This is a genomic window from Klebsiella ornithinolytica (assembly GCF_030505655.1).
In the GTDB taxonomy this organism is placed as follows: domain Bacteria; phylum Pseudomonadota; class Gammaproteobacteria; order Enterobacterales; family Enterobacteriaceae; genus Klebsiella; species Klebsiella ornithinolytica.
Window position 1 is genome coordinate 5,452,138 of sequence record NZ_CP130153.1, and the last position, 21,219, is coordinate 5,473,356.

Genomic DNA, 21,219 nt, shown 5'->3' on the forward strand with positions numbered 1-21,219 from the left:
CTCAATAAGGGCCGCCGGGCGGCCCATTGCCATCACACGCGTTGCAGACCAATCAAAATGGCGCTTTCCGGGTCGAGAATCGGCAGCGCCAGTCCCGCCTGTTGCAACCACTCGCCGCTTACCGTCTGCGGTGAGGTCATCCACGCCGGCAGCTTGCGCATGGTGTGGCCGCCCTCCCCCGTTACCTGAATATTGGGGTGATCAAGGAGCGTAATGTGATACCGCGCCCCCGCCTCCAGACCCGCAATGCGCAGCGGCGCCATCAGGCTGTAATCGGGCATTGCCAGCTGGCTCACCAGAAACAGCGCCTGCCCCTTATCTTCACTGACCACGCCGTGTGCGAGGGTGGTGGTATCCGGCATATCCAGCCGCCACTGCACGCCATGATGAATCACGTCGCGCCACTGCTTATGTAGCGCCGCATACTTGCGGTAGCCGGCACGCTCCTGTTCATCGGCGCTCACCGGATCCAGTTCCAGCCCCATATGACCAAACAGCGCGGTCAGGCCGCGAAAAGCGATACTGTGCTGACGGAAAGTAGCGTGACAGTGACGGTTGCCGATATGCGCCCCCATCACTTCCGGCGGGAAGAAATAACTCATGCCGCGCTGGATGGTATTACGCTCCAGCGCATCGTTATTGTCTGAAGCCCAGAAGCGGTGGCTGCGTTTAAGCACCTCGTAATCAATGCGTCCGCCGCCGGAAGAACAGGATTCAAACTCGATCTGCGGGAAGCGGGCCACTAAGGTATCCAGCAGGCGATAAAACTGACGGGTTTGCGCGTCGGCCGCCGCTTTGCCGTTATGCGCCGGCTGCACCAGCTCGCGGTTCATATCCCACTTCACATAATCAACCGCATGCTCGCCCAGCAGCCAGCTCATCCGCTCCAGCAGATAGTCGAACGCCTGAGGGATATTCAGGTTCAGAACATACTGATGACGTCCGGTCGGCGACTTATAGCCCGGCAGCGCCAGCACCCAGTCAGGATGCGCGCGGTATAAATCGGAGTTCGGGTTAATCATTTCCGGTTCAACCCAGATGCCAAACTCCATGCCCAGCGACTTCACATGGTCAATCACCGGCGTCAGGCCATTGGGGTATTTCTGCTCATCGAGATACCAGTCGCCGAGCGCCGCCCAGTCGTCGTTGCGCCCTTTAAACCAGCCGTCGTCTATGATAAATCGCTCGACGCCCAGCGCTGCCGCCTCATCCGCCATGCGCATGATGTATTGCGGGTCATGGTCGAAGTAAATCCCTTCCCAGGTATTGAGATGCACCGGTCGCGGTTTATTGCCCGGAAAGCGAATGATCTGCTCACGCAGATAGCGGTGGAACTGCTGACTCATGCCGTTCAGCCCCTGAGCGGAATAGCTGGCATAGAGGCTGGGTGTCCACAACGTTTCCCCTTCCGCGAGCGCCATTTCGCCCGGCAGATACAAGGCTTCCGCCTGTAGGTAGCGGCGGCCGTCGGTTTTCACCTCCGCGCGCAGACGGTGGTTGCCGCTCCAGCCCAGGTGCACGCCCCAGACCTCTCCCTCCATTTCGCAAAACGCCGGGCTACCGGTAATCAGCGCCGGGAAATGTTCATGGGAGGTGCGTCCACGGCGATTTTCCAGCACAAAACTATCGTGTTCGAGAGTCAGACGATGCGGCTGAAATTCGCGAATCCAACGGCCGTGGAACGCCATAACTTCGCGGGCACGCTCGGCAACCGGTAGCGTTACGGCCAGGCGATCGACCTGCCAGGGCTGCGGACGAAGATTGGTTACGCCGTGTCGGACGCGCAGAACGCCGCTGCTATCGAGCTCAATGTCGCTTTCCAGACGCAGACCGGCCTGCTTGTCTTCGCTGGTCAGCGTTAAGCGCTGCCCCTCCTGCAAAGCCCCGGTAGTGACAAAGACCGGCGAACCATCCAGGCCCTGACGATGCCCCTCAATCCCCGGCGCGCCGAACAACCCGTGGCCCAGTTCGGCCATCAAGGTGACCGGCGAGTCAACATCAAGGCGACCGTTGGCGATCGGGCGAGCAAGCGTGTCAGCATCCTGCGGCGAAAAGTGAGCTAAATGCGGCCCCCAGTAGATTATTTCGGCGAACGGCTGGGTTTTGATCACCACATCAACCGTGGCGCTTTGCAGACGTAAAATCGAATCAGACATCAGACATCTCCACAACAAGGAATGCCTTACTGTTGATCCGAAACGTTTCGGGCAACAACCAAAACGTTTCGGATCCGTGATCGAGTGCAGAAATTAACGTTGTGGAGAGATGATCAGGCGGTTTCGCCAGGGATGAATTCAGGTTGCCAGAGCACCTGTAAAGAGGAGAGGTCGTCACCGGCGATCAGCCGCCGGACCATCTCTGCAATCTGCCGGCCGACGCCCTGACGGGTGGACTGAATCACCGCCGCGACCTGAGTATCGATAATACTGTCCTGCGGCAATCCGTCATAAACCACTAATGACACGCGGCTATCGCCGGTCAGGCGACCCAGCTGCGAAAGCGCCATCGCCGCGCCGTCGCCGTGGGTATTGCAGTCAGTGACGATCGCCGTCGGCGGCTCCGGCAGGCGCAAAAGCTCCAGCGTAGCCTGGTATCCGCCGCGGCGGGTGGGCGACACGCTACGCAGCCAGCTATCGGACAGACCGGCTTCGCGCAAGGCGTCCAGGTAGCCGTTACGCCGCTGAGTGATAAACGCCTGGCTGTTGTTTTCCCCCAGCAGGGCGATGCGCCGATGGCCCTGGCTGATTAAGTGACGAGTCGCGCGATATGTCCCGGCATAATTATCGAAATCAAACCAGGCGTAGGGCTGCGGCAGGCGGCTGCGGCCAAGCGCGAGAAAGGGGAATCCCGAGGAGAGCAACTGCGTCAGACGCGGATCGTCATCCAGCGTATGCGCCACGATCAGCGCATCGACTCGCCGGCTTTGCACCATGCGCATATAGCCATGTTTATCCGCCTGTTCATCATCCGCGATCAGCAGCAAATCAATTTCATAACGCGCCAGCTCATGGCTAATCTCCCCGACCATCTCGAGAAACACCGTGTTATTCAGCGGAGCCGGACGGACGGGGAACACCAGACCCACGGCATCGATTTTGCCCATTTTAAGGCGCCTGGCAAAAGTATTGGGCCGATAGCCGCGGCGTTTTGCTTCCGCCTCGACGCGGGCTCGCGTCTCCTGCGACACGTCGTCATAGCCGTTTAATGCCCGGCTGACGGTGGTGACCGAGATCCCAAGTTCTTTAGCAATAGCTTTCAGCGACATATGTATCCCTGTCTTCGCGGAGAATGCGGCTAGTTTCCCGCAATACGGAGATGGCGTCCAGCAACAGCCGCAGCGCCGGTGTTCTCGCCATCCCGTTAGTTTTGTTCAGCAACCAGTATCGCCTGGGTATCCGGTTCCAGCGCCTGGAAAACATGTTCCTGATCCGCCGGATAGCAGATGTAATCCCCCTCACCGAGCTCTTCCGGCGCTTCGGTCAACCCGACCCGCGCGCGCCCCTGGGTGATAATAATATGCTCAACCGAACCCGGCGGATGGGGGTGAGAAATCCGATCGGCACCTGGCTGCGTCAGTAATAAATAGATATCGCGACGGGCGCCCGGCGGACAGGTCGCCAGTAAAATGGCCTGGTAATGAGCCTGTTCGGCCACCACTTTGGTTCCTTCTCCGCGACGCAAAACCTGTGTCTTTTGCGCCTGCGGCTCCAGCAGTTGCGCAAAAGGAATATCGAGCGCGACGCAGAGGGCCCACAAGGTCTCCAGGCTCGGATTACCGTTGCCCGATTCCAGCTGCGATAACGTTGATTTGGCAATGCCCGCCCGGCGCGCCACTTCCGCCAACGACAGTCCGGTACGTGCACGTTCACGTACCAGGCTTTTGGCAATCAGGCTAATTGGCTGTGTCATACACGGCTCCGCGTTTTTTATATCGAACGATTCGTTCGTCTTGAAAATCGATATTGATGCGTTCATTATAATGGAAATTCGTTCGATATGGCTAAATAGTATGAAGCAGCACTTCTCCTGTCTCAAAGCAGACACCATCAAAGCAATCGCGTTAGTGTGCCTGGCGGTCGGCATCGTCGGCATGTCCTACGGTTCGCTGGCGATGGCCTATGGCTTCCCGGTATGGGTTCCGTTTGCGCTCTCCCTTTCGGTACTGGCAGGCGCCTCCGAATTTATGTTTATCGGCATTATCGCCAGCGGCGGGAACCCGCTAGCCGCTGCGGCGGCAGGCTTGCTGGTCAACGCCCGCCATATTCCGTTCGGCGTCACGGTGCGCGACCTCGTCGGCAAACGCGGCGTCAGCTTGCTGGGTTGCCATATTATGAATGATGAGAGCGTGGTGTTCGGGCTCTCGCAAAAAACGCCGGAACAGCGTAAAGCCGCCTACTGGCTGTGCGGGCTCGGCGTGGCGATTATCTGGCCCGTAGGGGCGCTACTCGGCGCCATGGTCGGCAAGCTATTGCCCGACCCGGAAACCATTGGTCTGGATGCGGTATTCCCGGCTATTTTGCTGGCGCTGGTGATTCCGGCGTTTAAAAATCGCACCACCTTAATCCGCGCCTGCAGCGGCGCGGCGCTATCCCTGGCCACCGTTCCCTTTGCTCCGGTGGGTCTGCCGGTGCTGCTCTCATTGTTTGGCTTGATGACGAGGAAAAAATAATGGCTGATATCACGCTGTTCATCGTCGGCATGGCGATTTTATCGGCAGGAACCTATTTGATGCGTCTGGGCGGGGCGAAGCTCGGCAGTCGTTTAGCGCTTTCTGAACGTTCTCAGGCGCTGCTTTCCGATGCGGCAACGGTATTGCTGTTTTCTGTTGCCCTGGCGACCACCTTTTATGAAGGTGAACATTTTGCCGGCATGGCGCGGGTGCTGGGCGTCGGTTTCGCCGTTTTTCTTGCCTGGCGCAAAATGCCGCTGATCGTGGTGATTATTTCGGCGGCGGTGATCACGGCGCTGCTGCGTCTGGCCGGGCTTTCGTAGGCCGGACAGGCGCAAGCGCTATCCGGCAAGCAGACGCTCCGTCAACCCAGGGTCTGCTTAATCCACTCCGATAGGCTGATAATATCCAACGGTTGCTGTTGATCCACCGTGAAGACCGGGCCAAGTCGCATCGGCTCAGCCCGTTCAGCCAACAGGGCAAGCTCCGGCAGATATTCTTCTCCGGGGTGGCCCGCCCGACGATCCTGCAGACGCGTGGCATAGCGTGACACGGCAAGCTCAGGAGAGATTTGATTCCAGATCTCAACCACTTTCTCAACTCCCGCCTGATGCAGCCATCGTTGTAGCGTTTCCCGGGGCTGGAAACCGAACCAGGCGTCGACTAACCAGATAACGTTGGCTGGTGAATGGCCGATGATCGACCAGATAACCTCGTAGGCCGCGCATCCCAGCTGACGATTAAAAGGCCGATCGATGTCGGTAAAGCACGCCATAAACGGCTCTTTAATCTCATCGATGGTCAGGAGCGGCAGGCCAAAGGTTTGCGATAGCGCCTGGGTTATCGTGCTCTTTCCCGAAGCGGGGACGCCGTTAATTAAGATCACGGTTTTACAGCCGGCAGTGAGATGTCTGTTCATAACAACGCTATCACCTCTTCTCTGGTACTGGCGGCGCGAAGCCTGGCCATGGTTTCGTTATTGTCCAGCAGTGCAACAATCGCCCGAATTCCCTCTTCAATATGCGCATTGCTATCCTGGGCGCCGAACATAATGACGATATCCGCCCTGTCGCTTCCGGCAAATTGAATCGGTTTATCTAATACCACCAGACTGAAGCAGTTTCGCTTCACCCCGCACTCCGGTCTGGCGTGTGGAATGGCAATCCCCTCTTCAAATACGTAATAAGCACCGTGATTGAGAGTATTATCAATCACCGCTTTACTATAACTCTCAGAGATATACCCGTTCGCCACCAGGGGACTGGCGGCAAGCTCAATCACTTTGCGCCAGTCAGACTCCAGCACGCCGACCTGAATGGCATCGGCCTCAATCAGCAAATCTTTTATGGTCATTACGCCTCCCTAGATATTACGGCGAATAATATTGCGTAACTCATCAATACGAATAAATAGTGCGTCGATATCCTGACGATGTATTTTGCTTTTAGCATACACCGATAGCGCCCTGTTATACTTCAGCATCAATGCCTTCTGGATCTCACCATTGCCAGGCTCGCCCTGTAGTTCATTTTCCAGCGTCTTTATTTCCTCAGCCAGTTCGCGGGACAGCCGATCATAATCCTGCGGCAGATGATTCTCTTTTTTCCACAACGCTTTCAGTGATTGAAACATAATCTTCTCCCGCCCTGACGGGTGCAGGGCTAACCTGGTAATGACAATTTATTATTGCGGATTTAACTATTTAAATAATTCCATTTTTTCCATCAGAACCTGGGTGACCGCATTATTGGCGGGAATTAAAAACTTACGCACGCTGTCATTAACCTTACCTTTTTCAAAAGTGGTTTTACATTGGTCAACCCACTGCACGTTCATTTCTGTGCCCACATTGACCTTATTAATCCCTTCAGTCACCGCTTTACGCATATCCTCATCACTGACGCCGGTACCACCGTGCAGCACCAGCGGAACGCCCGTAGCCCGGCTAATCTCTTGAAGGCGCTGATGCTGGATCTGCGCCTTGCCGGTATAAAGGCCGTGCACGGTGCCGACGGAGACAGCCAGCATGTCAACCCGGGTCTCAGTTACGAAGCGCGTGGCGTCTTCGACGGTGGTAAAGCTGATATCCTCTGCGGCAACGGCTTTACCATCTTCTGAACCCCCGATGGCGCCCAGCTCCCCTTCAACGGTGATATTCCGCGGCCGCGCCATTTCCACCACAATCCGCGTATTGCCGATATTTTCCTCGAGCCCCAGGTGTGAACCGTCGTACATGACCGATGAAAATCCGGCATTCATGGCCGTTTCAATCGCACTGATATCAGAACAGTGATCCAGATGCAGACAGGTTGGCACATTTTCACTTTCCGCCAGTGAACGGACGGCATCCACCAGTAAACGATAGCCAAGATATTCCGCCGTACCGGTCGAGATTTGAATCATTAAAGGGCTATTGCTCTTTTGCGCGGCTTTAAAAAAAGCCGGTAGCATTTCAATACAATGCAAATTAAATGAGCCAATAGCTTTGTAATTTCTTTGCTGAGCGATTTTCAGAATATCGTTAAAATTATACAGACTCATGAATCTTTTCCCCTTTAGGCTTAGATGATGTACCGTTTACGAACCATGCCAGTGCGGCAACAAAAACAATAAACAAGGCGACAAATAACCAGTTGTTCTGTAAGGCATGGCCTAATACCAGGCCTGAACTAATAACATCTGAATCACTGAATGTGACGCCGGTAAAACCGTAGCTTTCAAGCATCGGTACCAGAATGGCAGGCAGGAAAGTAATAAACAGACCGTGAACCACACCGCCAATCATTGCCCCGCGACGCCCACCCAGCGCATTACCAAAGACGCCCGCCGTACCGCCGGCAAAGAAGTTGGTTAACAGTCCAGGGAGGATCATCGCCAGGCCAAACATCGGGAAGACCAACATGCCAATGATCGAACCCACCGTCGTTGCGAGGAATCCCACGATGACCGCGTTAGGGGCATAAGGGAACAGGACGGGGCAGTCCAGCGCCGGTTTCGCATCCGGCACAATACGCATGGCAATACCGCGAAAAGCCGGGACCAGTTCATTCAGTAACAAGCGCACGCCGCTGTAGAGGACAAAGACCCCTGCCACAAACTGAACAGACTGCATAAAGGCATACATCAGGTAGTTCACACCGCCGGAAAACTGGGCGATATACTCGGGTCCGGCAGCCAGCGCCGGGATCAGGTACATGGGGACCATCACCACCGCCATGGCGAGATAGGTATCCTGCAGAAACTTGAAGTTATCAGGCAGTTCAAGATCTTCTGTGGAGCGGGAACCTTTACCCACCACTTTGGCCACCGCCGCCTGGACTAAATATCCTATGGTGCAAAAATGCCCGAGAGCCACATCGTCAGAATCGGTAATACGTCTGACCACCGGCTGCGCTAACGCCGGCATCAGTACCGCCATGACGCCGCCAAAGATACCGCCGGTCAGGATCAGCGGCAGCCCGGTCAGCCCGGCTTTGTAGCCAATCACCGTGCCAATCGTTGCCATCCACAGCAGCGCCTGCCCGGTGAGGAAGATATATTTCAGCGGTGTCAGGCGGGCGATAATAATATTAACGGCAAAGATCACCATCAGCGTCAGCGCCACTTCAGAACCCAGTTCTCGATTCGCCAGACCGGCGATAGCAGCGACATCGGTGATGTATCCTTTCATCCCGAAACCGTGGGTGAAGATATCGTTAAGGAAGCTCAGGGTGGCGACAATAATATTAATGCCGGCCATCATAATTAAGAACCCGAGCAGCGTTTTAAACGTCCCCTCAACCGTTTTACCCACTGACTTCTTCTGTAAAATCAGACCCAGCATGGCAATAAACGCGATTAATATCGAAGCCTGGCCGAGCAAATCTTTTACAATAAACTCGATAAAGCTATTCATGATCGGTCACCTTCAGATTGCGCTCTTTCAGGAATGAGACAATTTTCCGCTCAATTTCATCTTTATCCGTCAGGCGGTTGAGGACCACTACACGTTTTATTTCCTCTTCATTAGCGTCGGCGGTTAATATGTCGGCGAATGTTTTTTGCGTCAAAATAATGTCGGATTTAAATGCTCCAGCTTCAGATACGGTGGTATGTTCAATATGTGCAGGAATTTCCAGCTTCTTTAATACTGCTTTCGCCGTCATTTCGATGGCAAAGCTTGAACCGAGGCCGCAGCCACATACGCAAAGAATTTTCAGCATGTAGGGTCTCCTCAAATAATATTGAGTTGTTTGGCAAGTTTATAATGATGTCCTTCGATATCTACCAGACGTTTTTTCATACTGACTAAGTCAATTGGAATAGGTTTATTGCTTGAATTTATAATAATGGCTTTATTTTTCATTCCTGACTGAATACAGCGAACGACTTCGTTCGCCATGATCGTGCCCTGGTAAATTTCTTCGCAGGTCGGGTCGCCGCTGCGCAGTCCATAGCCGATGATGGTTTTACGGATGCGGACACCGATGCGTGGCTCAAGCTGTTTGATCATCGTATCGATAGCCCCTTGAAAACCAGGGGAATACTCCCTGGTGTAACCTTCAGAGCAAAGTATCACCACGCTGTTTTGCTCGCGAAGCTTGCGTCTGACGCGCTCGGCCAGATCCTCTAATGGCATCTGTGCTTCCGGGATCAGCGCAATATCGGCATTACTTTTAATTGCTGACTGCAGCGTTAGCTCTCCACAATACCCTCCTAATATTTCAACCATAAACACCCGCCCAGGTAATGCTCTGCCGGTATTTCTTAAACGAGAAACCTCCTTGATAATTTGTTCGCAGGCTGTAGAAAAACCGATAGTATAATCACTACCGTATACATCATTATCGATAGTCATCCCGACACCGAAACAGTTAATATCAAATTCGCTAAGCGTATTAAGGAACTGTAGGCTGCCATCACCGCCGGCCATAATGAGTACATCAAGGCGCAGCGACTTAATTTTCCTGGCTATAGTTTCATACTCACTCCGCAGCAATTTACGCGTGGTTCGGCCGGACGTAATAACAGGCAGTGAACAAATAGAGAAATCGACAAGATCCCGCCAGGCGATTTCCTGATGATTTTTATCGAGCAGCCCAGGTATTCCACCATTAAAAATGGTGATCTCCGCGCTTGCGAGCTTCGCAACCTGAAAAATGAAATTATTAATTCCCGATACATCGCCACCGCTAATAACAATACCGATTTTCATGGTCACCACCGTCATATTTCCTTGCCCACATTTATCCCTAAGTTCAAGACCTGGATTTGCAACGAAGATCACATAATTATGATTAATTGATCCGTGGTAACGATTGACAGACGTAAATATGGGGTGTTTTTTGTGATGTGCGTCTCACTTAAAAGATGAGATCGCCTTAACAGTTATTTTCAAATAACTTTATTATTCATTAGGTTAAATATTGAGAGGATAGCGTGTCATTTTGCTTGCCAGCGGGTTAATTTCGTCGCCAAAAGCAAAGAAGAGAAACGTGATAAACACCACATTTTTTTGAGGAGAAGTGGAGGTGTCGGGCGGAGAGTTTTCCGGATGGTAAAAGCACAAAAACAAAAAAAGCGCCCGCAGGCGCTCTTTCGACGGTGATGCCGGTTTTATTTGTTCAGTTCTGCCGTCATATGCACGCGATTACCGGTGAAGGCTTCGGTGATGGTGTAAGAAGAAGCACCGGCGGCCTGAGCCTGAGCGGCGATTTTCGCTTCCGCACCGTCCATTGTAGAGGCGGTTGCGCTCACTGACTGCGCGGCGAAAGAACCAAAGGAAGCGGTAAGAGCGATAACTGCAGCAAAAGTTTTGATGCTTTTCATGATGTAAATCCTTCATTAAGTTGTTTGGGTAAGGCGTTGTGCCTTGATGTGATAAATAATAGACCTCACAACCCACGACTAAAAGCGGAAGGATTTGCTCTCATCGTTCAAAAAAATTGACTTATTTTTAACCGGCGATCAGCCGCTGCGGATGGGTGTAAACCGTTGCCCTGCCCGGGCGGCAAAAGCCCACCAGCGTCAGGTTGCAACGTTCCGCGACCTCCACCGCCAGCGCGGTAGCGGCGGAAACCGCAAACAGAATTTCCACACCGCACATTGCCGCCTTCTGCACCATCTCGTAGCTGGCACGGCTGGAGACTAGCGCCGCCCCGCATTGCCAGTCATCGCCCTCTTCTACCCGTCGCCCCAGCAGTTTATCCAGCGCGACGTGACGCCCGACATCCTCATGTCCGCCCGCCAGCTCACCGGACGGACGCAGCCACGCCGCCGCATGGGTGCAGCCGGTGATATGGCCAATCGGCTGAACATCACGAAGCTGCTCCAGCGCGCGATCGAGATTCCCCAGGCTAAAGGTTTGGGTGAAAGGTAAAGGTTGCACCGGCTTGCCGATATCGTTGAGCTGCTCAACGCCGCAAACGCCGCAGCCGGTGCGCCCGGCCAGCGCGCGACGGCGCTCTTTCAGTCCCATAAAACGACGGCTGGAGAGTTCAATCTGCACTTCCAGACCGTTGCAGGCCGGCACCACTTCCATCCCGTAGATCTCGCGCCGGTTTTCAATAATCCCTTCGGATAATGAAAAACCGACGGCAAATCGTTGCAGGTCAGTGGGAGAGGCCATCATGACAACGTGTGAGATACCGTTATAGACCAGCGCCACAGGAACTTCTTCGGCTAATTCGTCAGACTGCGGATGTTGCAAATCATCGCGCTTCCAGAGCGCGACCTGACGACATCCTGTGATGTTTGTCACATTTTCAATTTGTTCGGGAGGGTTCTTGTTCACTTTGTCTTAACCGTATTGGAACAGGCATACACACAATGTGGTATTCTTTGCATACCCCTTCAAGTGAAAGGGTGATCACCCCCAATTCTGAACCTTTGCGGCGCTTACCGCAAAGTAAATAACTACATGTGACAATGTCGATACAAGGAGTGAACCATGCAGGTCAGCAGAAGGCAGTTCTTTAAGATCTGCGCTGGCGGTATGGCAGGCACAACGGCTGCAGCGCTGGGTTTTGCCCCAGGCGCCGCGCTCGCGGAAACCCGGCAATATAAACTGCTGCGTACCCGTGAAACCCGTAACACCTGTACGTACTGTTCTGTCGGTTGTGGGCTGTTAATGTATAGCCTCGGCGACGGTGCGAAAAACGCCAAAGCATCCATCTTTCATATCGAAGGTGACCCTGACCATCCGGTCAACCGTGGTGCGCTCTGCCCGAAAGGGGCGGGTCTCGTCGACTTTATCCATTCCGAAAGTCGTCTGAAGTTCCCGGAATATCGTGCGCCAGGCTCCGACAAATGGCAGCAAATCAGCTGGGACGACGCGTTCGATCGCATCGCGAAGCTGATGAAAGAAGACCGCGATGCCAACTTTATCGCCAAAAACGACGCCGGCACCACCGTCAACCGTTGGTTGACCACCGGCATGCTGTGCGCTTCAGCCTCCAGTAACGAAACCGGCTATTTAACGCAGAAATTCACCCGCGCGCTCGGTATGCTCGCGGTAGACAACCAGGCACGCGTCTGACACGGACCAACGGTAGCAAGTCTTGCTCCAACATTTGGTCGCGGTGCGATGACCAACCACTGGGTTGACATCAAAAACGCCAACCTGATCGTGGTGATGGGCGGTAATGCCGCTGAAGCGCACCCGGTAGGGTTCCGCTGGGCGATGGAAGCCAAAATCCATAACGGCGCGAAGCTGATTGTTATCGACCCACGCTTTACGCGTACTGCGTCGGTAGCCGACTTCTATACCCCGATTCGTTCCGGTACTGACATTACCTTCTTGTCAGGCGTCATCCTGTACCTGCTGAATAACGAAAAATTCAACCGCGAGTACACCGAAGCCTATACCAACGCCAGCCTGATCGTGCGTGAGGATTACAGCTTCGACGACGGGTTGTTCAGCGGCTATGACGCGGCAAACCGCAAATACGATAAGACCAGCTGGAACTATGAGCTGGACGAAAACGGCTTCGCGAAACGCGACACGACGCTGCAACATCCGCGCTGCGTATGGAATCTGCTGAAACAGCACGTTTCCCGTTACACCCCGGAAGTTGTGGAAAATATCTGCGGTACGCCGAAAGCGGACTTCCTGAAAGTCTGTGAGTACATCGCTGAAACCAGCGCCCATGATAAAACCGCGTCATTCCTCTACGCGCTCGGCTGGACGCAGCACTCTATCGGTGCGCAGAACATCCGTACCATGGCAATGATCCAGCTGCTGCTTGGCAACATGGGTATGGCCGGCGGCGGCGTGAACGCCTTGCGCGGTCACTCCAACATTCAGGGGCTGACCGACCTGGGGCTGCTGTCGCAGAGCCTGCCGGGTTATATGACGCTACCGAGTGAGAAACAGACCGACCTGCAAACCTACCTGGCCGCCAACACGCCGAAGCCGCTGTTGAAAGATCAGGTGAACTACTGGGGCAACTACCCGAAATTCTTCGTCTCAATGATGAAGGCCTTCTTTGGCGATAAAGCCACGGCGGAAAACAGCTGGGGCTTTGACTGGCTGCCGAAGTGGGATAAGGGCTACGACGTCCTGCAGTACTTCGAGATGATGCACCAGGGCAAGGTCAATGGCTATATTTGCCAGGGCTTTAACCCGGTGGCCTCGTTCCCGAACAAAAACAAAGTGGTCGCCTCGCTGTCGAAACTGAAGTTCCTGGTGACCATCGACCCGCTCAACACCGAAACGTCCACCTTCTGGCAAAACCACGGTGAGTCGAACGATGTCGATCCATCGAAAATCCAGACCGAAGTGTTCCGTCTGCCCTCCACCTGCTTCGCCGAGGAGAACGGCTCTATCGTCAACTCCGGACGCTGGCTGCAGTGGCACTGGAAAGGCGCGGATGCTCCGGGGATTGCGACCACCGATGGCGAAATCCTCGCCGGCATCTTCTTACGTCTGCGGAAAATGTACGCTGAAAACGGTGGTCCGGCGCCTGAGCCGGTGCTGAATATGACCTGGAACTACTCCACGCCGCACGAGCCCGCTTCGGAAGAGGTGGCGATGGAGAGCAACGGCAAGGCGCTGGCGGATATTACCGATCCGGCCACCGGCGCAGTGCTTGTGAAGAAAGGCCAGCAGCTCAGCTCCTTCGCGCAACTGCGCGATGATGGCACCACCGCCAGCGGTTGCTGGATCTTCGCCGGCAGCTGGACGCCGGAAGGTAACCAGATGGCACGTCGCGATAACGCCGACCCGTCCGGGTTGGGTAATACGCTGGGCTGGGCCTGGGCATGGCCGCTCAACCGTCGCATTCTGTATAACCGCGCCTCTGCGGACCCACAGGGAAAACCATGGGATCCGAAACGCCAGTTGTTGAAATGGGACGGCGCAAAATGGGGCGGCGTGGACATTCCGGACTACAGTGCCGCCGCACCGGGCACCGACGTCGGGCCGTTCATCATGCAGCCCGAAGGCATGGGTCGTCTGTTTGCCCTCGATAAGATGGCGGAAGGTCCGTTCCCGGAACACTACGAGCCGTTTGAAACGCCGCTGGGCACCAACCCGCTGCACCCGAATGTGGTCTCTAACCCGGCCGCCCGCGTCTTTAGCGGTGACCTGCAACAGATGGGTAAAGCGGATAAGTTCCCGTACGTCGGTACCACCTATCGTCTCACCGAGCATTTCCACTACTGGACCAAGCATGCGCTGCTTAACGCCATCGCCCAGCCGGAACAGTTCGTGGAAATCGGTGAGAAGCTGGCGAACAAGCTCGGCATCGCGCATGGCGATACCGTTCGCGTCTCCTCCAATCGCGGTTATATCAAAGCCAAGGCGGTGGTGACCAAGCGTATTCGCACGCTGAAAGTGGACGGTAAGGATATCGATACGATCGGTATTCCTATCCACTGGGGCTATGAAGGGGTGGCGAAGAAAGGCTTTATCGCCAACACGCTGACGCCGTTCGTCGGCGATGCGAACACGCAAACGCCGGAGTTTAAAGCCTTCCTCGTGAACGTGGAAAAGGTGTAACGGAGACGACTTATGGCTTATCAATCGCAAGACATCATTCGTCGTTCCGCGACTAACGGTTTCACTCCCGCGCCTCAGGCGCGGGACCACCAGCAGGAAGTCGCGAAGCTTATCGACGTCACCACCTGTATTGGCTGTAAAGCCTGTCAGGTCGCCTGTTCAGAATGGAATGACATCCGTGATGAAGTCGGCAGCAACGTCGGGGTGTACGATAACCCCGCGGATCTGACCGCCAAATCCTGGACGGTAATGCGCTTCTCGGAAGTGGAGCAGAACGACAAACTGGAGTGGCTGATCCGTAAGGATGGCTGTATGCACTGCGCCGATCCGGGCTGCCTGAAGGCCTGTCCGTCGGAAGGGGCCATCATTCAGTATGCCAACGGCATCGTCGACTTCCAGTCCGAACAGTGCATCGGCTGCGGCTACTGCATCGCCGGCTGTCCGTTTGACGTCCCCCGGCTCAACCCGGAAGACAACCGCGTCTACAAATGTACGCTGTGCGTAGACCGCGTCACCGTGGGCCAGGAACCGGCATGCGTGAAAACCTGTCCGACCGGAGCGATTCACTTTGGCTCCAAAGAGGACATGAAGGTGCTGGCCGGCGAACGTGTCGCCGAGCTGAAAACCCGTGGGTATGACAATGCGGGCCTGTACGATCCGTCTGGCGTTGGCGGAACGCACGTGATGTACGTGCTGCACCACGCCGACAAGCCAAATCTGTATCACGGCCTGCCGGAAAACCCGGAAATCAGCGCCACCGTGAAGTTCTGGAAAGGGATCTGGAAACCGCTCGCGGCGGTAGGGTTTGCCGCGACCTTTGCAGCCAGCGTCTTCCACTATGTCGGGGTCGGTCCGAACCGTGCGGAAGAGGAAGAAGACAACCTGCATGAAGAGAATGACGAGGTGCGCAAATGAAAAGACGTGACACCATCGTGCGCTACACGGCGCCGGAACGCATCAACCATTGGGTCACCGCCTTCTGCTTCATGCTGGCGGCGATAAGCGGACTGGGATTCTTTTTCCCGTCCTTCAACTGGCTGATGCAAATCATGGGCACTCCGCAGCTGGCGCGCATTCTGCACCCGTTTGTCGGGGTCATTATGTTTGCCTCATTCATCATCATGTTTTTCCGCTACTGGCACCATAACCTAATCAATCGGGATGATATCTTTTGGGCGAAGAATATTCGTAAGATCGTCGTCAACGAGGAAGTGGGTGACACCGGGCGCTATAACTTCGGCCAGAAATGCGTATTCTGGGCGGCGATTATTTTCCTGGTTCTGCTGCTGGTAAGCGGTGTGATCATCTGGCGTCCGTATTTTGCGCCTGCGTTCTCAATCCCGGTAATCCGGTTAGCGCTCATGCTGCATTCATTTGCCGCAGTAGCCCTAATTGTGGTTATCATGGTGCATATTTACGCCGCCCTGTGGGTGAAAGGCACCATTACCGCGATGGTGGAAGGCTGGGTTACCAAAACATGGGCGAAGAAACATCACCCCCGCTGGTACCGAGAAGTTCGCCAGAAACAGGAAAATAAGACTGAATGAGTATTCGCATAATCCCGCAAGATGAGCTGGGGTCGAGCGAGAAACGCACGGCGGATTATATTCCGCCGTTGTTATTTCCCAGACTCAAGAACCTCTACAATCGCCGCGCAGAGCGTCTGCGCGAGCTGGCAGAGAACAACCCGCTGGGCGATTTTCTGCGTTTTGCCGCGCTGGTCGCCCACGCGCAGGAAGTGGTGCTCTATGACCACCCGCTGCAAATGGATCTGACCGCGCGCATCAAAGAAGCCAATGCGCAGGGCAAACCGCCGCTGGATATTCACGTCCTGCCGCGCGACAAGCACTGGCACAAGCTGCTGCATTCGCTAATTGCCGAGCTGAAGCCGGAGATGAGCGGTACCGCGCTGGCAGTTATCGAGAATCTGGAAAAATCCTCCGATCTGGAGCTGGAAGAGATGGCAAGCGCGCTGTTCGCTTCCGACTTCGCGCTGGTGAGCAGTGATAAAGCGCCGTTTATCTGGGCTGCCCTGTCGCTCTACTGGGCGCAAATGGCCAGCCTGATCCCAGGCAAAGCCCGCGCAGAATACGGTGAAGCACGCCAGTTCTGCCCGGTATGCGGCTCAATGCCGGTTTCCAGCATGGTGCGAATTGGAACCACCCAGGGGCTGCGCTACCTGCACTGCAACCTGTGTGAAACCGAATGGCACGTGGTGCGCATCAAATGTAGCAACTGCGAACAGACCCGCGATCTCAACTACTGGTCGCTGGAAAATGAAGACGCGGCGGTGAAAGCCGAAAGCTGCGGTGACTGCGGGACTTACCTGAAGATTCTGTATCAGGAAAAAGATCCGAAAGTGGAGGCCGTGGCCGACGATCTCGCCTCGCTGGTGCTGGACGCTCGCATGGAGCAGGAAGGCTTTGCCAGAAGTTCGATTAACCCGTTTATGTTCCCGGGTGAAGGGGAGTAAAACCCCTCGTAGTGCCGGGTAATCCAGATTACCCGGCACTCTCCCCCCGATGCGTAAGCACCTCAGCACAGGAAGACCTTCGCTTTAGTACGCCCTTCTCCCGTTCCCGACGCGCATTTTTGACAAAAAACCCCTTTTCTATCGACTACAATCCAGGCTATAACACTGTATATCCATACAGATCAAAGGAATATAATGATGGCACTGGAACACGGTATCGCCCGACTGGTTGAGGAGTTTATCGCCGCAGGGCGCCCCTCTTCACGACAGCAGAATATTGATGACCGGAGGGCGGGCTATGTAGCCAGTGCGGTGCTGGCCGGAGAAAGTGAAACGCGTGTGCAGGTGGACGACATCACGCTGGAAGGGATCAATTTTCGCGTGGTATCGCCGCAGAATGCTGCCGGTCCGCTGCCAACCGTTATCTACTATCACGGCGGCTGTTTTGTCAGCGGCGGCTTCGCCACCCACGATAAACAATGGCGTCAGCTGGCGTATGACAGCGGCTGCCGGGTGATTGCCGTGCAATACCGGCTGGCACCCGAGCAGACGTTTCCTGCCGCGCACGATGACGCGGAACGGGGAGCGCAGATTATCCGCCGCCACGCAGAAGCGCTTGGGGTGGATACCTCGCAAATCACCCTTGCGGGCGATAGCGCGGGGGGGAATCTGGCTCTCGTCACCGCGCTACGGCTGAAAGCCGCGGGTGCCTGGCTGCCCGCGCAGCTGATTCTGATTTATCCCATGCTGGATGCTACCGCGGCGTCGGCAAGCTACGTCAGCAACGGAGAGGATTACATTATCACCCGGGATACGCTCCTGAGCGGTTATGAAATGTACCTGCCCTCGACGGAGTCTGCACACCCGGAGGCCAGCCCGCTCTGGCGTGATGACTTCAGCGGCCTGCCCCCCGTGCATATCCTCACCGCCGAATATGATCCGCTGCGTGATGAAGGCGAAGCGCTGTATCAGCGAATGGTTGAGCAAAACGTGGCCTGTACCTGTCAGCGCTATGCTGGGGTGATTCACGGTTTCTTTCAGCTGGGTGGCATCAGTCTGGCGGCGCGCCATGCCATAGGAGATGTCGCCTGGCGAATCCGTTCACCAGGTCGGTCGCGATAATCACTGCGACGGGAATTACTCTTCTTCGTTCCCGCCCTCTTCATACGAACCAAACGGCTTCGCGGGCAGAACGATGTAAATACCTTCAAAAATGGCGCCCAGACTCTCACCGCCAAATAACTCAACCTGCAGCTGCACGCGGGCTTTACGTCCGCGCGCCAGGCGGTCGAGATCGCCGCTGAGCGACCCCAGATCGGCCACTGCGCTCGGGCGGCCGCTGATCGGCTGGCTGTAACGGATATGGGCATCGGCGAGAATAATCGTGCCGCCCAAATGCCGCTCGCGCAGCATCAGCCAGATCAGCCCCCAGCCGGTCAACGTCGCCAGGGAAAACAGACTTCCGGCAAACAGCGTATGGTGCGGATTCTGGTTACCGGCTTCGGGCATGGTGGTGATGAAATTTTTGCCGGTGTACTGCTGAATGCGCACGCCCATTTTTTCGCTGAGCGGAATGTGCTGATACCAGGCCTGCTGCAGCTGCCCGCACCAGTCGCCGCGATGCAGAATATCGTCCAGCGAGGCGATCGGTTTAATCATCAGGAAGTGGCGGATAGGTGTGGTGGTTGGCGTGGTAATCTCGCCCTGGTTAACAAAACCGAGCTTGGCAAAGAAATCCATCGCGTCTTCGCGAGCGCTACAGGTCACGCGCTTAACGCCTTCCTGACGAGCGACGGACTCCAGCGTCATCGCCATCAGCGTCCCCAACCCTTTATCCTGCACCGACGGGTGTACGGCCATAAAACGAATAGAGGCTTCGTTCTCCGCGTTTATATATAGCCGCCCGACGGCAACCAGGTTGCCTTCTTCATCCACTACCATCTGGTGATGCGCCATCGCATCCCAGGCGTCACGCTCCGATCCTTTGGGCTGATGAAGCGGCTTGCGCAACATCTCCCAACGGAACTGATAGTAGCTCTCGAGTTCGTCTTCTGTTTGCGGTACACGAAGGTGATACATAGCTGTACTCTCTTTTGTTACCCGCAGCCGGCCCGGAAGCTGGCTCATACCTGTAACCAAAAGGTCACAGGACCATCATTTACCAGTGATACCTGCATATCCGCAGCGAATCTCCCGGTTTGTGTGTTCATCTCCTGCTGGCGACAGCGCGCGACAAAATAGTCATACAGCGCTTCTGCTCTGTCAGGAGCGGCCCCTTTGGAAAAACCCGGGCGCATGCCCCGTTCGGTATCCGCTGCCAGCGTGAACTGTGAGACGACCAGCACGCTGCCGCCGGACTGCTGCACATTCAGGTTCATTTTTCCTTCGGCGTCGCTGAAGATACGATAGCCAAGCACGCGTTCGCACAGGCGATTCGCTTTTTGCTCATCATCGTCTTTCTCGACGCCCAACAACACCAGAAGCCCCGGGCCGATTTCACCCGTCACTTCGCCCTCCACGGTTACGCTTGCACGGGATACGCGCTGAATTAATGCAATCATAGTTATTCTGTTTCTTCTTTTTTAAGTTTGCGGTATTCCTCGAGAGTGACAGTAATTTCTGCCCCAAGCAAGACGATACACCACGTCCAGTACACCCAGACAAACAAAATAGGCACCACGGCTATAACGCCGTAAATCAGCTGATACGACGGAAACGCCGTGATATATAAGGCAAATGCTTTTTTACCCGCCTCAAATAACAGCGCCGCCACCAGCGCTCCAATAATCGCATCGCGATTGCGTACCTGGGTCGTCGGTACAATGCTATAAAGCAGCCAAAACGCCGTCCACGATAAAATCAGCGGGAAGAGACGCAGCACATCATCAATCACGCTGTTCAGTTCGCTTGCCCAGCGCAACGACAGCAGATAAGAGCTGATGGCCAGGCTCGCCCCCGCCAGCAGCGGCCCCAGCGTCAGAATCATCCAGTAAACGGCAAACGAGTAAATTTTGGACCGGGTGCGGGTGCTGCGCCAGATGGTGTTCAGCGCGCTATCAATAGAATACATCAGCAGCAGTGACGTCACGATCAGCCCGAAGGCGCCGACGGCCGTCATCCGGCTGGAGTTCGCAACAAACTGTTCGATGTATCCCTGGATGACATCCCCGGTCGCCGGGATGAAGTTAGCGAAGATAAAATGGCGAATCTGCCCGCTGACCTCAGAGAACATCGGAAATGCCGAGAACAGCGCAAAGACAACGGCGATCAGCGGCACCAGAGAGAGTAACGACACGTAGGCGAGATTCCCCGCCAGCGTCGTCATATGGTCTTCATCAATGCGCCGCCACAGCAGTTTTATCCAGGCCATCAGGGGCCGGACGCGATGCTTTGCTTTTTGATGAACGGTTTTGAGCATAGTTATTTCGCAAAGTAGGCGGGAATGGTCTCCTTTCCGGTCACCAGAATACTGGTGATCCCCAACTGGTTAGCCCCCGCTATATTATCGGCGTTATCGTCAAAAAAGACCGTATCTTCAGCAGAAAAACCTTCAGACTGCAGAACACTTTGATAGATCCGCGCCTCGGGCTTACGCATTCCCATCTCCTGGGAAAGATAGATATGGTCGGCGGCGGCCCGCACCTGCGGATATTCATCCGGCCAGAAGGTGGTATGCAGGCGGTTGGTATTCGACAGGACAACCACGCGGTGTCCCTGCTCACGCAGTTTTTGCATAATCGCGGTCACTTCCGGGCGCAGAGAGACAAAAACGGCCTGCCAGCCGTGGGAAAACTGCTCATAGCTCAGCGGCATATTCATTTCATGGCACATCGCTTCGGCAAAGGCCTCATCGCTAATTTCGCCGCGTTCGTGCTGATGGAACGCCTCGCCCATGGTGAAATGCTGCTTGAGCGTCGCGAGTGGGATGCGGCTCAAATCGCTCCATGTCCCGAGCACCCGGTTGAAGTCGATGTCGACAATCACATTACCTAAATCAAAGATATAGAGCATTTTTGTCTCCTTGCGCGCCATGAAAGATTAACTGTAGCGGGAAAGGCGGTATTTGACTATGTATGGTTTTTAAACCGAGGTTCAGAA

The 21,219-nt window shown here is 55.1% G+C and carries 23 protein-coding genes; 7 read left to right on the forward strand and 16 right to left on the reverse strand.

Going from position 1 to position 21,219, the window contains the following annotated elements; genetic code table 11:
• Window positions 1–32: 32 nt before the first annotated feature.
• From Q1L34_RS25770 to Q1L34_RS25780, 3 genes are all read right to left on the reverse strand, one after another.
• Complete coding sequence (locus Q1L34_RS25770) at window positions 33–2,156, reverse strand: alpha-galactosidase (RefSeq protein WP_004869338.1); 2,124 nt, start codon at window positions 2,154–2,156, stop codon at window positions 33–35.
• 113 nt (window positions 2,157–2,269) lie between these two features.
• Entirely contained in the window at window positions 2,270–3,265 is a 996-nt protein-coding gene (locus Q1L34_RS25775) for a substrate-binding domain-containing protein (RefSeq protein ID WP_015585439.1), read from the reverse strand.
• A 95-nt stretch (window positions 3,266–3,360) separates the two neighbouring features.
• Window positions 3,361–3,909 (reverse strand): helix-turn-helix domain-containing protein, encoded by a 549-nt coding sequence (locus tag Q1L34_RS25780; RefSeq protein ID WP_004869333.1) that lies wholly within the window; start codon window positions 3,907–3,909, stop codon window positions 3,361–3,363.
• 100 nt (window positions 3,910–4,009) lie between these two features.
• Here Q1L34_RS25780 and Q1L34_RS25785 point away from each other — a divergent pair, with 100 nt between their 5' ends.
• The gene (locus Q1L34_RS25785) at window positions 4,010–4,669 is read left to right on the forward strand and encodes an AzlC family ABC transporter permease (protein WP_015585440.1); all 660 of its coding nucleotides are present in this window, start codon (window positions 4,010–4,012) and stop codon (window positions 4,667–4,669) included.
• Window positions 4,669–4,992: an AzlD domain-containing protein gene (locus Q1L34_RS25790; RefSeq protein WP_015585441.1), complete on the forward strand. Its 324-nt coding sequence runs from the start codon at window positions 4,669–4,671 to the stop codon at window positions 4,990–4,992. The genes Q1L34_RS25785 and Q1L34_RS25790 overlap by 1 nt, the downstream gene beginning before the upstream one ends.
• Window positions 4,993–5,033: 41 nt before the next feature.
• Here the strand turns inward: Q1L34_RS25790 and Q1L34_RS25795 are convergent, their stop codons facing one another.
• The 9 genes from Q1L34_RS25795 to fdhD all read right to left on the reverse strand — a co-directional run bounded on the left by Q1L34_RS25795 (window position 5,034) and on the right by fdhD (window position 11,441).
• Window positions 5,034–5,588 (reverse strand): P-loop nucleotide/nucleoside kinase family protein, encoded by a 555-nt coding sequence (locus Q1L34_RS25795; RefSeq protein WP_044351327.1) that lies wholly within the window; start codon window positions 5,586–5,588, stop codon window positions 5,034–5,036.
• Entirely contained in the window at window positions 5,585–6,022 is a 438-nt protein-coding gene (locus Q1L34_RS25800) for a PTS sugar transporter subunit IIA (protein WP_004869324.1), read from the reverse strand. Before Q1L34_RS25800 ends, Q1L34_RS25795 begins: the two co-directional genes overlap by 4 nt.
• 9 nt (window positions 6,023–6,031) lie before the next feature.
• Window positions 6,032–6,301 carry a hypothetical protein gene (locus tag Q1L34_RS25805; RefSeq protein ID WP_128321033.1) on the reverse strand — a complete coding sequence of 90 codons (270 nt, stop codon included), beginning with the start codon at window positions 6,299–6,301 and terminating at the stop codon, window positions 6,032–6,034.
• Window positions 6,302–6,367: 66 nt separating this feature from the next.
• The gene (locus tag Q1L34_RS25810) at window positions 6,368–7,210 is read right to left on the reverse strand and encodes a class II fructose-bisphosphate aldolase (protein WP_015585444.1); all 843 of its coding nucleotides are present in this window, start codon (window positions 7,208–7,210) and stop codon (window positions 6,368–6,370) included.
• Window positions 7,197–8,564 carry a PTS sugar transporter subunit IIC gene (locus Q1L34_RS25815; RefSeq protein WP_004869317.1) on the reverse strand — a complete coding sequence of 456 codons (1,368 nt, stop codon included), beginning with the start codon at window positions 8,562–8,564 and terminating at the stop codon, window positions 7,197–7,199. Before Q1L34_RS25815 ends, Q1L34_RS25810 begins: the two co-directional genes overlap by 14 nt.
• Window positions 8,557–8,871: a PTS sugar transporter subunit IIB gene (locus Q1L34_RS25820; RefSeq protein ID WP_004869315.1), complete on the reverse strand. Its 315-nt coding sequence runs from the start codon at window positions 8,869–8,871 to the stop codon at window positions 8,557–8,559. The genes Q1L34_RS25815 and Q1L34_RS25820 overlap by 8 nt, the downstream gene beginning before the upstream one ends.
• An 11-nt stretch (window positions 8,872–8,882) precedes the next feature.
• Entirely contained in the window at window positions 8,883–9,863 is a 981-nt protein-coding gene (locus Q1L34_RS25825) for a 6-phosphofructokinase (RefSeq protein ID WP_015585445.1), read from the reverse strand.
• A gap of 401 nt (window positions 9,864–10,264) precedes the next feature.
• The gene (locus Q1L34_RS25830; protein ID WP_004869311.1) at window positions 10,265–10,477 is read right to left on the reverse strand and encodes a YdgH/BhsA/McbA-like domain containing protein; all 213 of its coding nucleotides are present in this window, start codon (window positions 10,475–10,477) and stop codon (window positions 10,265–10,267) included.
• A gap of 127 nt (window positions 10,478–10,604) precedes the next feature.
• Complete coding sequence (fdhD, locus tag Q1L34_RS25835) at window positions 10,605–11,441, reverse strand: formate dehydrogenase accessory sulfurtransferase FdhD (RefSeq protein ID WP_004869309.1); 837 nt, start codon at window positions 11,439–11,441, stop codon at window positions 10,605–10,607.
• A gap of 156 nt (window positions 11,442–11,597) precedes the next feature.
• Between fdhD and fdnG the strand changes: the two genes are divergently transcribed.
• From fdnG to Q1L34_RS25860, 5 genes are all read left to right on the forward strand, one after another.
• Window positions 11,598–14,648: a formate dehydrogenase-N subunit alpha gene (gene fdnG / locus Q1L34_RS25840; RefSeq protein ID WP_088402721.1), complete on the forward strand. Its 3,051-nt coding sequence runs from the start codon at window positions 11,598–11,600 to the stop codon at window positions 14,646–14,648.
• A gap of 12 nt (window positions 14,649–14,660) precedes the next feature.
• Window positions 14,661–15,563, forward strand: a complete 903-nt coding sequence (gene fdxH / locus Q1L34_RS25845) for a formate dehydrogenase subunit beta (RefSeq protein WP_327204320.1) — start codon at window positions 14,661–14,663, stop codon at window positions 15,561–15,563.
• Window positions 15,560–16,195 (forward strand): formate dehydrogenase cytochrome b556 subunit, encoded by a 636-nt coding sequence (fdoI, locus tag Q1L34_RS25850; protein ID WP_004869301.1) that lies wholly within the window; start codon window positions 15,560–15,562, stop codon window positions 16,193–16,195. The genes fdxH and fdoI overlap by 4 nt, the downstream gene beginning before the upstream one ends.
• On the forward strand, window positions 16,192–17,121 hold the full coding sequence (gene fdhE, locus Q1L34_RS25855; RefSeq protein ID WP_327204321.1) for a formate dehydrogenase accessory protein FdhE: 930 nt from the start codon (window positions 16,192–16,194) through the stop codon (window positions 17,119–17,121). Before fdoI ends, fdhE begins: the two co-directional genes overlap by 4 nt.
• 198 nt (window positions 17,122–17,319) lie before the next feature.
• The gene (locus Q1L34_RS25860; RefSeq protein WP_044350996.1) at window positions 17,320–18,243 is read left to right on the forward strand and encodes an alpha/beta hydrolase; all 924 of its coding nucleotides are present in this window, start codon (window positions 17,320–17,322) and stop codon (window positions 18,241–18,243) included.
• Between the two features lie 15 nt (window positions 18,244–18,258).
• Here Q1L34_RS25860 and fabY read toward each other — a convergent pair whose 3' ends face one another.
• Genes fabY through yihX form a run of 4 tightly spaced genes read right to left on the reverse strand, consistent with a single transcriptional unit; the run spans window position 18,259 to window position 21,132 of the window.
• A complete protein-coding gene (fabY, locus tag Q1L34_RS25865) occupies window positions 18,259–19,200 on the reverse strand; it encodes a fatty acid biosynthesis protein FabY (RefSeq protein WP_004869293.1) in 942 nt (313 codons plus the stop codon).
• Between the two features lie 44 nt (window positions 19,201–19,244).
• A complete protein-coding gene (dtd, locus tag Q1L34_RS25870) occupies window positions 19,245–19,682 on the reverse strand; it encodes a D-aminoacyl-tRNA deacylase (RefSeq protein ID WP_004869291.1) in 438 nt (145 codons plus the stop codon).
• Window positions 19,683–19,684: 2 nt separating this feature from the next.
• Window positions 19,685–20,539 carry a virulence factor BrkB family protein gene (locus tag Q1L34_RS25875; protein ID WP_004869289.1) on the reverse strand — a complete coding sequence of 285 codons (855 nt, stop codon included), beginning with the start codon at window positions 20,537–20,539 and terminating at the stop codon, window positions 19,685–19,687.
• Between the two features lie 2 nt (window positions 20,540–20,541).
• The gene (gene yihX / locus Q1L34_RS25880; RefSeq protein WP_004869287.1) at window positions 20,542–21,132 is read right to left on the reverse strand and encodes a glucose-1-phosphatase; all 591 of its coding nucleotides are present in this window, start codon (window positions 21,130–21,132) and stop codon (window positions 20,542–20,544) included.
• Between the last annotated feature and the right edge of the window lie 87 nt (window positions 21,133–21,219).

What these genes read in the sequence shown, in the direction of transcription:
- Q1L34_RS25860 (WP_044350996.1), top strand. Translation starts at nt 17,320, where the DNA reads ATGGCACTGGAACACGGTATCGCCCGACTGGTTGAGGAGTTTATCGCC.
- Q1L34_RS25785 (WP_015585440.1), top strand. Translation starts at nt 4,010, where the DNA reads ATGAAGCAGCACTTCTCCTGTCTCAAAGCAGACACCATCAAAGCAATC.
- Q1L34_RS25795 (WP_044351327.1), bottom strand. Translation starts at nt 5,588, where the DNA reads ATGAACAGACATCTCACTGCCGGCTGTAAAACCGTGATCTTAATTAAC.
- Q1L34_RS25805 (WP_128321033.1), bottom strand. Translation starts at nt 6,301, where the DNA reads ATGTTTCAATCACTGAAAGCGTTGTGGAAAAAAGAGAATCATCTGCCG.
- Q1L34_RS25780 (WP_004869333.1), bottom strand. Translation starts at nt 3,909, where the DNA reads ATGACACAGCCAATTAGCCTGATTGCCAAAAGCCTGGTACGTGAACGT.
- Q1L34_RS25820 (WP_004869315.1), bottom strand. Translation starts at nt 8,871, where the DNA reads ATGCTGAAAATTCTTTGCGTATGTGGCTGCGGCCTCGGTTCAAGCTTT.
- fdxH (WP_327204320.1), top strand. Translation starts at nt 14,661, where the DNA reads ATGGCTTATCAATCGCAAGACATCATTCGTCGTTCCGCGACTAACGGT.
- fabY (WP_004869293.1), bottom strand. Translation starts at nt 19,200, where the DNA reads ATGTATCACCTTCGTGTACCGCAAACAGAAGACGAACTCGAGAGCTAC.
- Q1L34_RS25825 (WP_015585445.1), bottom strand. Translation starts at nt 9,863, where the DNA reads ATGAAAATCGGTATTGTTATTAGCGGTGGCGATGTATCGGGAATTAAT.
- Q1L34_RS25790 (WP_015585441.1), top strand. Translation starts at nt 4,669, where the DNA reads ATGGCTGATATCACGCTGTTCATCGTCGGCATGGCGATTTTATCGGCA.
- Q1L34_RS25875 (WP_004869289.1), bottom strand. Translation starts at nt 20,539, where the DNA reads ATGCTCAAAACCGTTCATCAAAAAGCAAAGCATCGCGTCCGGCCCCTG.
- fdoI (WP_004869301.1), top strand. Translation starts at nt 15,560, where the DNA reads ATGAAAAGACGTGACACCATCGTGCGCTACACGGCGCCGGAACGCATC.
- fdhE (WP_327204321.1), top strand. Translation starts at nt 16,192, where the DNA reads ATGAGTATTCGCATAATCCCGCAAGATGAGCTGGGGTCGAGCGAGAAA.
- Q1L34_RS25770 (WP_004869338.1), bottom strand. Translation starts at nt 2,156, where the DNA reads ATGTCTGATTCGATTTTACGTCTGCAAAGCGCCACGGTTGATGTGGTG.
- Q1L34_RS25830 (WP_004869311.1), bottom strand. Translation starts at nt 10,477, where the DNA reads ATGAAAAGCATCAAAACTTTTGCTGCAGTTATCGCTCTTACCGCTTCC.
- dtd (WP_004869291.1), bottom strand. Translation starts at nt 19,682, where the DNA reads ATGATTGCATTAATTCAGCGCGTATCCCGTGCAAGCGTAACCGTGGAG.
- Q1L34_RS25775 (WP_015585439.1), bottom strand. Translation starts at nt 3,265, where the DNA reads ATGTCGCTGAAAGCTATTGCTAAAGAACTTGGGATCTCGGTCACCACC.
- Q1L34_RS25815 (WP_004869317.1), bottom strand. Translation starts at nt 8,564, where the DNA reads ATGAATAGCTTTATCGAGTTTATTGTAAAAGATTTGCTCGGCCAGGCT.
- Q1L34_RS25800 (WP_004869324.1), bottom strand. Translation starts at nt 6,022, where the DNA reads ATGACCATAAAAGATTTGCTGATTGAGGCCGATGCCATTCAGGTCGGC.
- Q1L34_RS25810 (WP_015585444.1), bottom strand. Translation starts at nt 7,210, where the DNA reads ATGAGTCTGTATAATTTTAACGATATTCTGAAAATCGCTCAGCAAAGA.
- yihX (WP_004869287.1), bottom strand. Translation starts at nt 21,132, where the DNA reads ATGCTCTATATCTTTGATTTAGGTAATGTGATTGTCGACATCGACTTC.